The sequence below is a fragment of the Microbacterium sp. NIBRBAC000506063 genome (assembly GCF_017968845.1).
Lineage (GTDB): Bacteria > Actinomycetota > Actinomycetes > Actinomycetales > Microbacteriaceae > Microbacterium.
The window spans coordinates 508,193-522,277 of the sequence record NZ_CP072876.1 but is presented as its reverse complement, the minus strand read 5'-3'; the positions used below and the strand labels follow the sequence as shown (position 1 = coordinate 522,277).

Here is a 14,085-nt window from a genome sequence, read left to right as displayed (position 1 = left end):
ACATGCCGGCGCCGCTTCCGTCGAAGACCGCGCCCGCGAACCCTGCCGTCTCGGATGCGCCGCCGCCCGAGCCTCCGGACGACGAGGAGCCGCCCTCGCGGACGCGCCGTCGCGCGCGCCGAAGACGTCGGATGCCGCGGCACCGCGCGTCGCGGAGTGGGCCGTCGCCAAGATCCCCGCCGCCGAGGTGCCGCCGCTCGCGGTCGACGACGAACCCGCCGAGGTCGAGGCGAGCGGTCCGACCCGCCGACGGACGGCGCGATCGACGTCACCGAGCCTCCGCTCCCCGACGACGAGCCGCCCTATCCCGACGACGAGCCGCCGTACGCGCCTCCGCAGCCCTCGCCTCCGCGCGCGCAGTCCGGGGTGCCGCAGGATCCGGCATCCGCCGCCCCGAGTCGTCAGCCCGTCGGCGGCGGCGAGCGCTACGGCGAGGCGGTCGTGCGTCAGGTGCTCGGCGCCAGCTTCGTGCGTGAAGAGCCCTATGAGCCGCCCACGAGGTTCAGCTGATGTACGACGGCATCGTCCAGGAGCTCATCGACGAGTTCGGCCGTCTTCCCGGGATCGGGCCGAAGTCGGCGCAGCGCATCACGTTCCACATCCTGCAGACGCCGAACTTCGACGTCGCGCGCCTCGCCGAGCTGCTCACCGACATCCGACAGCGCGTGCGGTTCTGCGAGGTGTGCGGCAACGTGTCCGAGCAGGAGCGCTGCGCGATCTGCCGCGACCCGCGACGCAATCCCGCACTCATCTGCGTCGTCGAAGACGCCAAGGACGTTTCGGCGATCGAGCGTACCCGCGAGTTCCGCGGGCTCTACCATGTGCTCGGCGGCGCGATCAGCCCGATCGCCGGCATCGGCCCGGAAGACCTGCGCATCGCTCAGCTCATGACACGACTGGCCGATGGCACGGTGCAGGAGGTCATCCTCGCGACCAATCCGAACCTCGAGGGGAGGCGACGGCGACCTACCTCAGCCGTCTGCTGGGCACGCTCGAGATCGCCGTGTCGCGCCTGGCCTCCGGCCTCCCTGTCGGCGGAGACCTCGAGTACGCTGATGAGGTGACCCTCGGCCGCGCCTTCGAGGGGCGCCGGCGGCTGTGAACGCCGCACAGACGAACCCCATCTCGTTGCGGGGCTGGCTGCTGTTCGCGGCCATGGCGCTGCTGTGGGGCGTGCCGTACCTGTTCATCAAGGAGGCCGTCGAGACGATCTCTCCGGCGGCCGTCGTCGCCGGGCGCACGCTCCTGGGCGGACTCCTCCTTCTGCCGTTCGCGCTGCGGATGAAGGCGCTGCGCCCCGCGCTCATCCAGTGGCGCTGGGTGCTCGCCTTCGGCGCGGTCGAGATGGCCGGACCCTTCCTGCTCCTGGGGCACGCAGAGCAGACGCTTCCCTCGGGTCTCACGGGTCTTCTCGTCGCCACCGTGCCACTGTTCGCCGCGCTCATCGCCGTGCTCGGCGGCAACCGCTCGGTGCTGGGGCCCGCGCGACTGGCGGGTCTTGCGATCGGCTTCGCGGGCGTGGCCGTGATCGTCGCGGGGCCGGGCATGGTCGCAGACGGGCCCACGGCGCTTCTCGCCATCGGCGAGGTCATGCTCACCGCTCTCCTCTACGCGATCGCCCCGTTCATCATCGCGAGCAAGCTGCAGGGCGTGCCTTCGATCGGAACGATCACCGTCGCCCTCTTCGCCGTCGGCATCTTCTACTCCCCGATCGCCGCACTCACCCAGCACGAAGTGCCCAGCGTCCGCAGCACGATCTCGCTCGTCCTGCTCGGAGTCCTCTGCACAGCGGTGGCCTTCATCGCCTTCTTCGCCCTCATCGCCGAGGTCGGGCCCGTGCGCGCGCCGCTGTTCACCTACGTCAACCCGGTCGTCGCGATCGTGCTCGGTGCGCTCATCCTCGATGAGAGCATCACCGGCGGCCTGCTCATCGGCTTCCCGCTCGTCATCGTCGGATGTTGGCTGGCCGCCACCGGCGGCACGCTGCGCGTGCGCAAACCTCCGGGGAGCTGCCTCCGATCGCGACCGGCTGAGGGTCACCCGGTCGGCGCGAAGGCCTCTGGATCGCGCTGCAGCAGCATCACCAGGGCATCCTCGATGTCCGAGTCCTCCAGGTGGTACATCTCGTTGATGCGCTCCTCGGCTTCTTCGAGCGCGTCGTCGTCGATATCGTCGTTCTCGTTCGCCTCGAGCGCCTCCTGCTCGGTCGCGGCGCGCTCGATGACGGCCGCCGCGGATTCCAGATCGAAGAAGCGGTAGGCCTCGGCGACCGCGTCGATCGGGTAGGTCTCATCGGCGGCATGCGACTCGACGGCGTTCAGCAGCCCGCCGTTCATGACCGTGCCGTGGAACACCATGAGCGTGTGCAGTGCGCCGTCGCCGGATGCCGCGGCGTCGTCGGGGAGTCCAGTTCCAGTGCGCGGTTCCAGACCAGGTCGATCGTCTCCTGTGGGATGGACATGCCGTCATCGTAGCGTTGCGACGCCGCTTGTCACATGGCGCGGAGGGAATGGACCTCTCCCTAAGATTGAACCTTGGGCGACCTGTCCCGAAGATTCCTGCCGGGAGTGGAACACGTGGCACTGATCGTCCAGAAGTACGGCGGCTCGTCCGTGGCGGATGCCGAGAGCATCAAGCGCGTCGCGAAGCGCATCGTCGACACGCGCCGCGCCGGGCACGATGTCGTCGTCGCGGTGAGCGCCATGGGCGATACGACCGACGAGCTTCTCGACCTCGCCCGCGAGGTGACACCCATCCCCGCCCGCGCGAGATGGACATGCTCCTCTCCAGCGGTGAGCGCATCTCGATGGCGCTGCTGGCCATGGCGATCCACTCGATGGGCTTCGAGGCGCGCTCGTACACCGGGCCGCAGGCCGGCATGCGCACCGACAGCCGCTACGGCTCCGCCCGCATCGTCGAGGTCGAGCCGACCCGGGTGCGGGGCGCCCTCGACGAGGGCGCGATCGTCATCGTCGCCGGCTTCCAGGGGCTCAACGACGACACGCAGGACATCACCACGCTCGGCCGCGGCGGTTCCGACACGACGGCGGTGGCGCTGGCATCCGCCCTCGACGCCGACGTCTGCGAGATCTACAGCGACGTCGACGGCATCTTCACCGCCGACCCGCGAGTCGTCCCGCACGCGCGCAAGCTCGACACGATCGGCGCCGAGGAGATGCTCGAGCTCGCCGCCAACGGCGCCAAGGTCCTCTACATCCGTGCCGTCGAGTTCGCCCGCCGGCACGGGGTGCTGATCCACGCCCGCTCGTCGTTCACCGCGACCGAGGGCACCTATGTTCTGGGCGAGGGCATGACAGACCCCGCGAATCCGAGGGAGCAACCATGGAAGAGCCGATCGTCGCCGGGGTCGCCACCGATCTCAGCCAGGCCAAGATCACCATCATCGGCGTGCCGGACGTGCCCGGCAAGGCCGCCGAGATCTTCAAGATCGTCGCGAACTCCGGGGCGAACGTCGACATGATCGTGCAGAACGTGTCGGCGGCGGCCACCGGGCGCACCGACATCTCCTTCACCCTGCCCAAGGCCGATGCCGCAGGGCGATGAAGGCGCTCGCCGCCGAGCAGGCCGACGTCGGCTTCGAGAGCCTCGTGCACGACGACCAGATCGGCAAGCTCTCGGTCGTCGGCGCGGGCATGCGCACGCACTCGGGCGTCTCGGCGACGCTGTTCGAGGCGCTGAGCGAGGCAGGCGTCAACATCGAGATGATCTCCACCTCCGAGATCCGCATCTCGGTCGTGGTCTCCGGCGACGAGCTCATCGAGGCCGCCCGCGTCGTGCACACCGCCTACGGTCTGGACGGCGAGGTCGAGGCGACCGTGCACGCCGGCACCGGTCGCTGAGCCGCTAGACTCTCCGAAACCCTGACAGTGGCGCCGGGCGTGGCGTTCTCGTCGCGTCCGGCGCCGGCATCCGATCCCGAATGACGCCGAGGACCACCATGACCCGCATCTCCGATTCCGGAATCTCCCTCGCCATCGTCGGCGCGACCGGACAGGTCGGCACCGTCATGCGCGACATCCTCATCGAGCGGTCCTTCCCGATCGGTGAGCTGCGGCTGTTCGCCACCGCGCGTTCGACCGGCAGGACGATCGACTTCCAGGGGCACGAGGTCGAGATCGAGGATGTCGCCACGGCCGACCCCGCAGGCATCGACATCGCGCTGTTCTCCGCCGGGGCCACCGGCAGCCGCGCGCACGCGCCGCGCTTCGCCGAGGCCGGCGCCGTCGTCATCGACAACTCCAGCGCCTGGCGGAACGACCCCGAGGTGCCGCTCGTGGTCAGCGAGGTCAACCCGCATGCGATCGATGACCGTCCGCGCGGGATCATCGCCAACCCCAACTGCACGACGATGGCCGCGATGCCGGTGCTCAAGGCGCTGCATGCCGAGGCGGGCCTCGAGCGCCTCATCGTCAGCACCTATCAGGCCGTCAGCGGCTCGGGTCTCGCCGGAGCCGAGGAACTGCTCGGCCAGGTGCAGAGCGTGATCGACCAGGGCGACACCCTGCGCCTCGTGCACGACGGCTCGGCCGTGGAGTTCCCGGAGCCGGTGAAGTACGTCGCGCCCATCGCCTTCGACGTCATCCCGCTGGCGGGCTCGATCGTCGACGACGGCGAGGAGGAGACCGACGAGGAGAAGAAGCTGCGCAACGAGAGCCGCAAGATCCTCGAGCTCCCCGACCTCCGCGTCGCCGGAACCTGCGTGCGCGTGCCGGTGTTCACCGGGCACTCGCTGTCGATCAACGCCGAGTTCGCGCGCGAGATCACGCCGGACCGTGCCCGCGAGGTGCTGTCGGATGCCGCGGGCGTCGCCCTCGCCGACGTCCCGACCCCGCTGCACGCCGCCGGCAAGGACCCGAGCTTCGTGGGCCGCATCCGCGCGGACCAGTCCGCCCCGGAGGGCAAGGGTCTGGTGCTCTTCATCAGCAATGACAACCTCCGCAAGGGTGCGGCGCTGAACGCCGTGCAGATCGCGGAGCTCGTCGCTGAGCGCGTGACCGTGTAGCGGGTGCTCGGCGGCCCGCCGCGGGCAACTAGAATGGGGCGTGTGAGTGAAACCGTCGATGTCGTCCTGATCGGTGGGGGCGTCATGAGCGCCACCCTGGGCACGCTGCTCCGTGAAGTGCAGCCCGATTGGAAGATCGTGGCCTTCGAGCGCCTCGGCGACGTCGCGCAGGAGAGTTCCAACGCCTGGAACAACGCCGGCACCGGCCATGCGGCGCTGTGCGAGCTCAACTACATGCCCAAGAGCGGGGATGCGCCGCTGGACCCGGCCAAGGCCGTCGGCATCAACGAGCAGTTCCAACAGAGCCGTCAGCTGTGGTCGACGCTCGTCGAGCGCGGGGTTCTGGACGCACCCGAGACCTTCATCAACGCCACCCCGCACATGACCTTCGTGCGCGGCGAGAAGGACGTCGCCTACCTCAAGGAGCGCTACGAGGTGCTGAAGCGGCAGCCGCTCTTCGAGGGAATCGAGTACAGCGAGGACTCCAGGGTCATCAACCAGTGGGCGCCCCTGCTCATGCAGAAGCGCCTGAAGAGCGACGAGCCCTTCGCGGCCACGCGCGTCCCGGCGGGCACCGATGTCGACTTCGGCGCCCTGACCCGGCAGCTCTTCGACAACCTCGTCGAGGGCGGTGCGACGCTCCACGTCAACCACGAGGTGCGCTCGCTCAAGAAGCAGAAGGACGGCACCTGGCTCGTCCGCTACCGCAACGTCAACGGCCGTACGCCGAACGAGGTCCGCGCGCGCTTCGTCTTCGTCGGCGCCGGCGGATGGGCGCTCAAGCTCCTGCAGAACTCTGGCATCCCGGAGATCAAGGGATACGGCGTCTTCCCGATCGGCGGGCAGTTCCTCAAGACCACCAACCCCGCCGTCGTCGCCCAGCACAAGGCCAAGGTGTACTCGCAGGCATCCGTGGGCGCACCGCCCATGTCGGTGCCGCACCTGGACACCCGTGTCGTCGACGGCGAGGCATCGCTGCTCTTCGGGCCGTTCGCGACCTTCAGCCCCAAGTTCCTCAAGAAGGGCTCGATGCTCGACATCGTCAGCCAGGTGCGCACGCACAACCTGTGGCCCATGCTGCGCGTCGCCTTCGCCAACCCCGATCTGATCACCTATCTCGTCGGCGAGCTCATGAAGAACCACCGCAAGAAGGTCGAGAGCCTGCGCACCTTCGTCCCGACCGCGAAGGACGAGGACTGGGAGCTCATCAACGCCGGCCAGCGCGCCCAGGTCATGAAGAAGGACCCGGAGAAGGGCGGCGTGCTCCAGTTCGGCACCGAGGTCGTCGCCTCCGCCGACGGGTCGATCGCCGGTCTGCTGGGCGCCTCGCCGGGTGCGTCGACGGCCGCATCCATCATGCTCGGTCTTCTGCAGCGCTGCTTCCCGGAAAAGTACGCAGACTGGGAGCCCGCGCTGCGCGAGCTCATCCCGACCGCGGGCGGAACGCTCAACGACGACCCCTCGGCCGCCGACTCCTCCATGTCTGCCACCGCCGCCACGCTCGGCATCGCGCGATAGCGGCGCCGTGGCGAAGCTGTACTTCCGCTACGGGGCGATGAACTCGGGGAAGTCCACCGCTCTGCTCCAGGCCGCCTACAACTATGAGGAGCGCGGTCAGCGGGTGCTGCTGGCCAAGCCGGCCCTCGACACCAAGGGCGCCGATCAGATCGAGAGCCGCCTGGGCATGACGCGGCAGGTCGACTTCCTCATCGACCCCGATGCGGATGCCCGCGAGCTCTTCCGCCGGGAGCGCGAGCGCATCCGGCGCGAGAGCGAGGAGGGACTGATCCCCGGCGACCCCGAAGACGTCGCCTGCCTCCTCGTCGACGAGGCGCAGTTCCTCACCGCTGAGCAGATCGACGACCTCTTCCGCATCGCGGTCGAGGACGGCATCCCGGTTCTGGCCTACGGCATCCGCAACGATTTCCTCACGCAGGCCTTCCCGGGTTCGGCACGCCTTCTCGCGATCTCGCACGCGCTCGAGGAGCTCAAGACGATCTGCCGGTGCGGGCGCAAGGCCGTCTTCAACGGGCGCCGCATCGGCGGGCGCTTCGTCTTCGACGGCGATCAGGTCGCGATCGACGGGGCCGCCGACAGACCGGTTGCTGAGCGTGTCGAAGCACAGGGACCGGATCTGGTGACGTACGAGTCGCTCTGCGGCACCTGCTATCTGCGGGAGTCCGACGGACGCCTCAGCTGAGCGTCGGCAGCAGCGCCTCGACCTTGTCGGCCGTGTCCTCCCAGCCGGTCACCTCGATCGAAGGGATGCCGATCGCCTTGACCGGGTAGTCGTTCCCGCCCTCGTCCAGCCGGTCGCCGTAGAAGAGCATGTCTTCGAAGCGGATGCCGGTGCGTTCGGCCAGCTCGCGCATGCCGAAGGCCTTGTCGATTCCCGCCCGGGTGATGTCGATCGAGGTGGATCCCCCGAACGCACCTCCAGGCCCGGCAGGCGCGCGGCCACGGCATCGCGGAGCAGGGCGCGCTTGCGGCCGTCGGGGTCCCAGGCGTGCTTCGCCTCGACGGGCGCACGCTGCCCGAGAGCCGAGAACGTCACCTGAGAGCCACGATCCTCGAGGATCTCGCCCCAGGTCTCCGTCTCCCAGAGCCCGAGCCGCTCGGCCTCTTCGCGCAGGGCCGTGAACGCCGCGGTCGTCTGCTCGGGGAGAGGTCGAGAGCGTAGAGGAGGCGGAACTCGCCGTCCTGGTGCCGCAGGTACCGGGTGCCGCACGTGGGCAGGAGGTGGATGCGGTCGAGCTCGTCCGGCGTCGCGTCGTCGAGCTGGGTGAGCACCTGGTCGCGGAACTGCTGCTCGTTTCCGCCCGAGATGATCGCGACCTCGACGCGTTGCGCCAGAGCGCGCAGGAGCTGCGCGGTGCGCGCCGAGATGAGCCCCTTGGACGGGGCGAGGGTGTCGTCGAGGTCGAAGGCGACGAGACGGATGCCCATGGACCTCCCTGTGTGAACACTGCTCATGGGAAAGGCCCCGCTCTGCGCGGAGCCTCCGGAAGATCCCAGTATACGAGATCGTGCTCTGTCTGCGGGATGGGTGCAGTGCAGTCGCTTGGTTGAACACGGGTCTCGCCGAAGTTCCTGAACCTTCCGAGCGCATCGGCGCGAACTCCCTTCGTGAACAGACCGCCTGCACGCGGTGAGAAACCTTCGATCAGGCGGATCGTTTCACCCCGGCGTGTCACGGCCTTTGGCGAGAAACGGTGCAGCGCAGGCAAGGCTGAACGCCGCCATGAGGCCGACGACCAGCACGGCGAGCCACATGCTCTCGGGGCTGGTCGAGGGCAGGCCTCAGTGCGAAACCGGTGATCAATGCGATCCACACCGCTGCGCAGACGGTGCGCATCCAGAGCGCCCCGCGCGCACCGAGAGCGAAGCCACCGATCAGCCCGGTGGCCACGACGCCGGCCGCTCCGCCGCCGAAAGCGGTTGTCACAAGTGCGGCCAGAGCGCCGGGCTCCAAGAGCGGGACGAGGGCCAAGGGCGTGGGCGCGAACGCGAACCAGGTCGAGGGCGGGCCTGCCAACCGCGACGCCACGCAAGCGCGAGCAGGGCGCCGCTGAGCGCGCCCGGAAAGAGGATCGATCCGAACGTGCCCCACCAGCTGAAGGCCGATGCATGGCCGGCGAGAGACACCATGTAAGCGCGCAGTGCCGCCGACCACGTGAGACCTATGACGGCGCCGAGGATGAGCAGGCCCGGCATGCGGAGCAGGACTTCGATCGCGGCGTGCACCGGTGCGGGCTCTGCTCTCCCGGTCGACACCTCAGCAGACATGGGCATCAGTATGCGCTTCGCGTGTGGTCATGTCGAGGGGCGGACCGTATGCCAGAGGGGAGGTCAGCCGCACCAGGGATAGACTCCCCGGCATGACGAGAAGGCTCGTGATCGCCGAAGACAGCTTCCTGCTGCGCGAGGGCGTCCGGATGATCATCGAAACACAGCGCGACTGGCGTGTGGTCGATGTTGTCGGGTCACTTCCGGACTTGCTGACGGCGGTGAAGGAGCACGATCCCGACGTCGTGCTGACCGATGTGCGGATGCCACCGGAGCATACCGATGAGGGGATTCGTGCCGCGGAAGCGATCGCGAAGACGCATCCGGAGGTCGGCGTGGTGGTGCTCTCGCAGTACGTCGAACCAGAGTGGGCGGCCCGACTCTTTGAACCGAGGGCGGCGGGTCGTGCCTATCTCCTCAAGGAACGTGTTGCAGAGGTGGGGCCGCGGGCTTCGCACCGCGAGCCGTTACGGGCTCGCCATCGGCGACCCCTGGAGATTGTCCCACCAGGGGTGCGTCCCTCGCGCTTCTCCAGACAACGCTGCGCGTTGACTGGAGCCTCGGCGCGTGGGGCCGTCCTGGCACCGCGAATTTGCAAAGAGGGCCCCGCCATCGGCGGAACCCTCTTTGCAAATGTCGGGGTGACAGGATTTGAACCTGCGACCTCGTCGTCCCGAACGACGCGCGCTACCAAGCTGCGCCACACCCCGTGGCAACCCTCCGAGTCTACATCGAAGAGGGCGAACGGCCGAATCGAGCCGTCAGCGTCAGCAGGGTCGCCTCCGGGCGGCAGGCGAATCGCACCGGCGAGTAGATCGAGTGCCCGATACCGGCGCTGACGTTGAGCGGAACACGACGGTCCCCGTGGCCCCATGTGCTCAGCCCCTTCGCCTGCTTCAGGGGATGTCGCAGTTGGCCACGAGCGTCCCGAAGCCGGGGAGGCACACCTGACCGCCATGGGTGTGACCGGCGAAGATCGCGTCCGCCCCCAGGTCCACGAAGGCATCGAGCACGCGCCGATAGGGGGCGTGCGTCACGCCCAGGCGCGCCGCATCCGAGCCCAGAGCCCGGAGGCGCTCGGGAAGCACCTCGAGGTCGTCCCAGTCGCGGTGCGCATCGCTCACGCCGAAGAGATCGAGCGTCTGCCCGGCCACCGTCATCCGCGTGGCGTCGTTGTTCAGGTCGACCCAGCCCAGTTCATCCGTGAAGAAGCGGTCCATGGCCGCCGTGTCCAGGTTCGGCTCCGCGCGGCGGGGCGCCGGGAGGGGCCGCCGAGGTACCGGAAGGGGTTGCGGGGAGTCGGCGCGTGCAGGTCGTTGGAGCCGTGCACGAAGGCACCGGGAACACCCGCGAAGGGGCGAGGGCGCGTCGGATGCCGGTGAGTCCGTCTCGGTGGCCGAGGTTGTCGCCGGTGTTGATCACGAGGTCGGGTGACAGCGTGGCGAGGGAGGCCATCCACTCCTGGCGTCGGTGCTGCCAGGGCGCCATGTGCGCATCCGAGATATGCAGGACCCGCAGTGGCGCCGAGCCCTCCGGAAGAGCCGCGGCGGTCACCTCGCGCACCGTGTACAGGTGCCGTTCGATCCCGATTCCCCACACCGCCGCGGCGGCACCGGCCGCCCCCATCGCGCCGAGCGCGACGAGGCGGGGTGCCGGCGGCGTCGAGCTAGCGGCACGAGGGCGCGCGGTAGTCCACGCGGATGCGGGCGTTCTTGTTGACGACCTCTCCGGCACCCGGTGAGGTCCCGGTGACCTCGCCGGGCGAGTTCTCGTCCATGCCGTCATCGGTTCGGCATCGTCCCAGGGTCGCGTTGCTGTAACCGTGGGCGTGCAACTCGTCCAGTGCCGCGGCCGGCGCCATGCCGGCCACGTTGGGCACCGCCACGCCCTCGCCGGTGCTCGGCGAGATCGTGACCATGGCGCCGCCTGCCACCCTGCCGGCGGCGGGGTCCTGTGCGGCCACGAGGCCCGCGGCGATGTCGGAGTCGACGGGGCTGCCGACGTTCACCTGGAAGCCTGCGTTCGTCAGCTCTCTGGTCGCCTCGTCGATGGTCATGCCGATCACATCGGGCAGCTCTGCGTAGACGACTCGTGTGAGGTGGCTGTCGGGGCTGGGGAAGGAGTCGCCGCCGTAGATCGCGTTGGCCGCGCGCTGAATCACCGGGGTGATGCGGTGACGCAGGTCGGAGAGCTGCACCCCCTTGTAGTACTGCCGGTTCAGCCGTACCTCGCCCTTCGAGTTCCCGACCCAGACGGCCGTCGTGGTCTTGGTGGTCGAGGCGACCATCATGGTCTGGATGCTGTTGTGGGTTCCGGTCTTGCCGATGATAGGCACGCCGTCGCGAGGATGAGAAGCGGCACCGGTGCCGCCGGCCGCCATGACGTCACGGAGCGTGAACGCGGCGGTGGCGGCGACCTCGGGAGAGATCACCTGGCTGCAGGAGGACTCGGGAAGAGGCAGCTCATCACCGTTGCGGTCTACGATCCTGTCGATCGCACGCGGCGTGCAGTAGATGCCCTTGTTGGCCACAGTGGCATAGGCCGCGGCGATGTCCATCGGGGCGATGCTGGCAGAGCCGAGCACGTCGTAGAGAGCCGGTCCGTCGGTGCGCTCTGGCGCGTTGAGGCCCACACCGGAGGCGAGGTGGACGCCCATGCGCTCCGCCACGGAGTTGATCTCACAGACATCCAACTGGGTCGCCATCGCCAGGTAGCCGGTGTTGAGCGACTGCGCGGTGAAGCGCTTCACCGTGCTGACGCTTCCTCCGGTGTCGTTGTAGTTCTCGATCATGGTGGAGTTGCTCTGCGGCGCACCATTGCAGGTCCAGCTCTTGAAGACCTGCTTCCTGCCGTTGAGCACCTCGTTGATCGAGCGGCCCTTCTCCAGCCAGTCGATCAGTGTGAAGAGCTTGTAGGTCGAGCCGACCGGGAAGCCACCGGACTTTCCGTGCGCGTAGTCGGCCGCGTACACGAGGCCGGAATAGCCTTCCTTCGCGCCCAGATCCGCGCGCTCGGTGAACTTCGTGTTCTGCGCCATCGCGAGAACGCGCCCGGTGGAGGCCTCGAGCGTGACGGCGGCGCCGCCGAGCTCCATGCCGTCGTAGGAGGCGGGCACCCACTCGGCCATCGCGTCGACCGCGGCCTTCTGAACGTGCGGGTCGAGCGTGGTGTAGACGTCGAATCCGCCGAGGCGCAGATTCTCCATCCGCTCCTCGCGGGTCGCGCCGAATGCGGGATCGGTCTCCACGATCGACTTCACGTACTGGCAGAAGTACTCCCTGCCCTTGGCCGCCACGCAGCCGGCGGTCTCCCGCTTGATCTTCGGCTCGACCGGGGTGGCCAGTGCCTCGTCGTACTGCTCCTTCGTGATCTTGCCGTCCTCGAACATGCGGCCGATCACGTAGTCACGGCGCTCCTTCGCCAGCGCGTAGCCGTCCTCTTTGCTGTTGCGGGGGTTGCCGTCCCTGTCGATCGACGAGCCTTCCGGCTTGTCGATCCGGTAGGTGTTCGGGTTCTGCACGATGCCGGCAAGCGTTGCGGCCTCGGCGACGGTCAGCCGGGACTGCTTCTTGCCGAAGTAGAGGTTCGCGGCGGCCTCGATGCCGTAGGTGGTGCCGCCGAAGTTCGCGATGTTCAGGTAGCCGAGGAGGATGTCGTTCTTCGAGTAGTCCTTCTCGATCTGCAGGGCGTAGCGCATCTCCTGCAGCTTGCGCTGGATGCCCTCATTGCCTTCGGGGTTCGTGGCATCGAGCCAGCACTGCTCGAGCTTCTCGGCGTAGTCCTCCTCGCCGGGAACGGCGCGCTGCTCGCACTGCTGGATGAGCACGTTCTTCACGAACTGCTGACTGATCGTCGAGGCGCCGCGAGAGGAGGTGCCCCGAACGTTGTCGATGAGCGCCTTCGCCGTCGCTCCGATGTTGATTCCGCTGTGCTCGTAGAAGAGCTTGTCCTCGCTGGACAGAATCGCGTCGATGACCACGGGGAGAGCTGATTGAAGGTCAGCGGCTTGCGGTTCTGGTCGTAGAACGTGGCGATCTGAACCCACTCGTCATCGGTGTTCTTCGCGTGGAAGTTGTACGACTCCATGGGAGCATCCACATGCAGATACGCCGGCAGGTCGTCGAAGAGCTCGATCGCCTGCTTCGCGGCGGCGCCGGAGACGGCGATCGCGGGGGTGACGGTGGCGGTCACGAGTACACCGGCGACGGCGCTCAGCGCGACGATCCCGAGCAGACCGCCGAGCACACCTCTCGCCGTTCGATTCGTTTGGGGCATACGCTAGATCGTAAGGGAAGTCCCTGAGAGAGGACTGACGCGGGCGCTCGTTTCCGCGCCTCGAAACCTGACGATCTGCTGAAAACGGGAGAGCCATGACCACCTGGGAGTACCTGACCACTCCGCTGCTGATCCACAACACGGCAGCCATCCTGAACAACTGGGGAAAGCAGGGGTGGGAGCTCGTCCAGGTCGTCACCGGACCCGAGGGCGGCCTCGTCGCCTACTTCAAGCGCCCCGTCGGCGGCGCCTCGGCCGGGGAGAACACCGGCCTCGCCGCCGCGGCCCAGGCCGCCCGCCAGTTCGAGGAGGGCTCCGCATGAGCGTCTCCGCACGTCTGAGCGAGCTGGGGATCACGCTTCCCGCCGTCGCGGCCCCGTGGCCGCCTATGTCCCCGCGGTCGTGCACGGCGGCCTGGTCATCACCTCCGGCCAGCTCCCCTTCGTCGAGGGGCGCTGCCGGCGACCGGCAAGGTCGGCGCCGGGGTCGGCGCCGACGACGCCAAGGAGTACGCGCGGCTGTGCGCCCTGAACGCGATCGCGGCGGCGGCGGATGCCGCGGGCGGCGTCGACCGGCTGGGCGGTGTCCTGCGGGTCGGCGGGTTCGTCGCATCCGACCCCTCCTTCACAGGGCAGCCCGGCGTCATCAACGGCGCGAGCGAGCTGCTCGGCGAGGTCTTCGGCGAGGCGGGCGTGCACGCCCGTGCCGCCGTCGGCGTCGCCTCGCTTCCCCTCGACTCGCCCGTCGAGGTCGAGGTCAGCTTCCTCCTCGCGGAGTAGCCGCTCTGCTTCCCTGACCGCTTGCCGGTCTCAGAAGATGCGGAAGATGCAAGACGCGACCCGCAACAACTGAGACCGCCGGATCCGCTTGTCTCAGAAAGTGTGAGCGGATGCGGTCCGCACCCGCAACAACTGAGACCGGCGGGAAGGGTGGGAGGGATCTGCGTCGTCGCCGGGAGGGCGCGCGGACGGGTCGCGGTCGCACAGCCCCCGGCATCCGAC

General features: G+C 68.6%; 8 protein-coding genes, 1 tRNA gene and 6 pseudogenes. 10 read left to right on the top strand and 5 right to left on the bottom strand.

The features are described 5' to 3' along the window. Positions 1-156: 156 nt before the first annotated feature. The 3 genes and pseudogenes from KAE78_RS02925 to KAE78_RS02915 all read left to right on the top strand — a co-directional run bounded on the left by KAE78_RS02925 (position 157) and on the right by KAE78_RS02915 (position 2,259). A complete protein-coding gene (locus tag KAE78_RS02925; protein WP_223171718.1) occupies positions 157-510 on the top strand; it encodes a hypothetical protein in 354 nt (117 codons plus the stop codon). Further along, positions 510-1,102: pseudogene (gene recR, locus KAE78_RS02920) on the top strand (recombination mediator RecR). The gene KAE78_RS02925 and the pseudogene recR overlap by 1 nt, the downstream one beginning before the upstream one ends. Continuing rightward, on the top strand, positions 1,099-2,259 hold the full coding sequence (locus KAE78_RS02915; protein WP_223171717.1) for a DMT family transporter: 1,161 nt from the start codon (positions 1,099-1,101) through the stop codon (positions 2,257-2,259). The pseudogene recR and the gene KAE78_RS02915 overlap by 4 nt, the downstream one beginning before the upstream one ends. 73 nt (positions 2,260-2,332) lie before the next feature. Here the strand turns inward: KAE78_RS02915 and KAE78_RS17205 are convergent, their stop codons facing one another. Continuing rightward, entirely contained in the window at positions 2,333-2,461 is a 129-nt protein-coding gene (locus KAE78_RS17205) for a hypothetical protein (protein ID WP_262927724.1), read from the bottom strand. Between the two features lie 115 nt (positions 2,462-2,576). Between KAE78_RS17205 and KAE78_RS02910 the strand changes: the two are divergent. From KAE78_RS02910 to KAE78_RS02895, 4 genes and pseudogenes are all read left to right on the top strand, one after another. Continuing rightward, a pseudogene (locus KAE78_RS02910) lies at positions 2,577-3,860 on the top strand (aspartate kinase). 98 nt (positions 3,861-3,958) lie between these two features. Next, complete coding sequence (locus tag KAE78_RS02905; RefSeq protein WP_223171716.1) at positions 3,959-5,023, top strand: aspartate-semialdehyde dehydrogenase; 1,065 nt, start codon at positions 3,959-3,961, stop codon at positions 5,021-5,023. Positions 5,024-5,056: 33 nt separating this feature from the next. Then, positions 5,057-6,541, top strand: coding sequence for a malate dehydrogenase (quinone) (gene mqo / locus KAE78_RS02900; protein WP_223171710.1), 1,485 nt, complete (start codon positions 5,057-5,059; stop codon positions 6,539-6,541). A 7-nt stretch (positions 6,542-6,548) separates the two neighbouring features. Then, the gene (locus KAE78_RS02895) at positions 6,549-7,223 is read left to right on the top strand and encodes a thymidine kinase (protein WP_223171708.1); all 675 of its coding nucleotides are present in this window, start codon (positions 6,549-6,551) and stop codon (positions 7,221-7,223) included. On the opposite strand, the pseudogene KAE78_RS02890 reads toward KAE78_RS02895, so the two are convergent. Beyond that, a pseudogene (locus KAE78_RS02890) lies at positions 7,216-7,969 on the bottom strand (HAD-IIB family hydrolase). The gene KAE78_RS02895 and the pseudogene KAE78_RS02890 overlap by 8 nt on opposite strands. A gap of 869 nt (positions 7,970-8,838) precedes the next feature. Here KAE78_RS02890 and KAE78_RS19215 point away from each other — a divergent pair. After that, positions 8,839-9,153, top strand: a pseudogene (locus KAE78_RS19215) (response regulator transcription factor); the annotation flags it as partial. 292 nt (positions 9,154-9,445) lie between these two features. On the opposite strand, the gene KAE78_RS02880 reads toward KAE78_RS19215, so the two are convergent. From KAE78_RS02880 to KAE78_RS02870, 3 genes and pseudogenes are all read right to left on the bottom strand, one after another. Next, positions 9,446-9,519, bottom strand: a tRNA-Pro gene (locus KAE78_RS02880). A gap of 16 nt (positions 9,520-9,535) precedes the next feature. Next, positions 9,536-10,435, bottom strand: a pseudogene (locus tag KAE78_RS02875) (metallophosphoesterase). Positions 10,436-10,475: 40 nt separating this feature from the next. Further along, on the bottom strand, positions 10,476-12,788 hold the full coding sequence (locus tag KAE78_RS02870) for a transglycosylase domain-containing protein (protein WP_262927723.1): 2,313 nt from the start codon (positions 12,786-12,788) through the stop codon (positions 10,476-10,478). A 391-nt stretch (positions 12,789-13,179) separates the two neighbouring features. On the opposite strand from KAE78_RS02870, the gene KAE78_RS02865 reads away from it, so the two are divergent. Both KAE78_RS02865 and KAE78_RS02860 read left to right on the top strand, forming a co-directional pair. Next, positions 13,180-13,407: a DUF4177 domain-containing protein gene (locus KAE78_RS02865; RefSeq protein ID WP_223171705.1), complete on the top strand. Its 228-nt coding sequence runs from the start codon at positions 13,180-13,182 to the stop codon at positions 13,405-13,407. Next, a pseudogene (locus KAE78_RS02860) lies at positions 13,404-13,863 on the top strand (RidA family protein). The gene KAE78_RS02865 and the pseudogene KAE78_RS02860 overlap by 4 nt, the downstream one beginning before the upstream one ends. Positions 13,864-14,085: the final 222 nt, after the last annotated feature.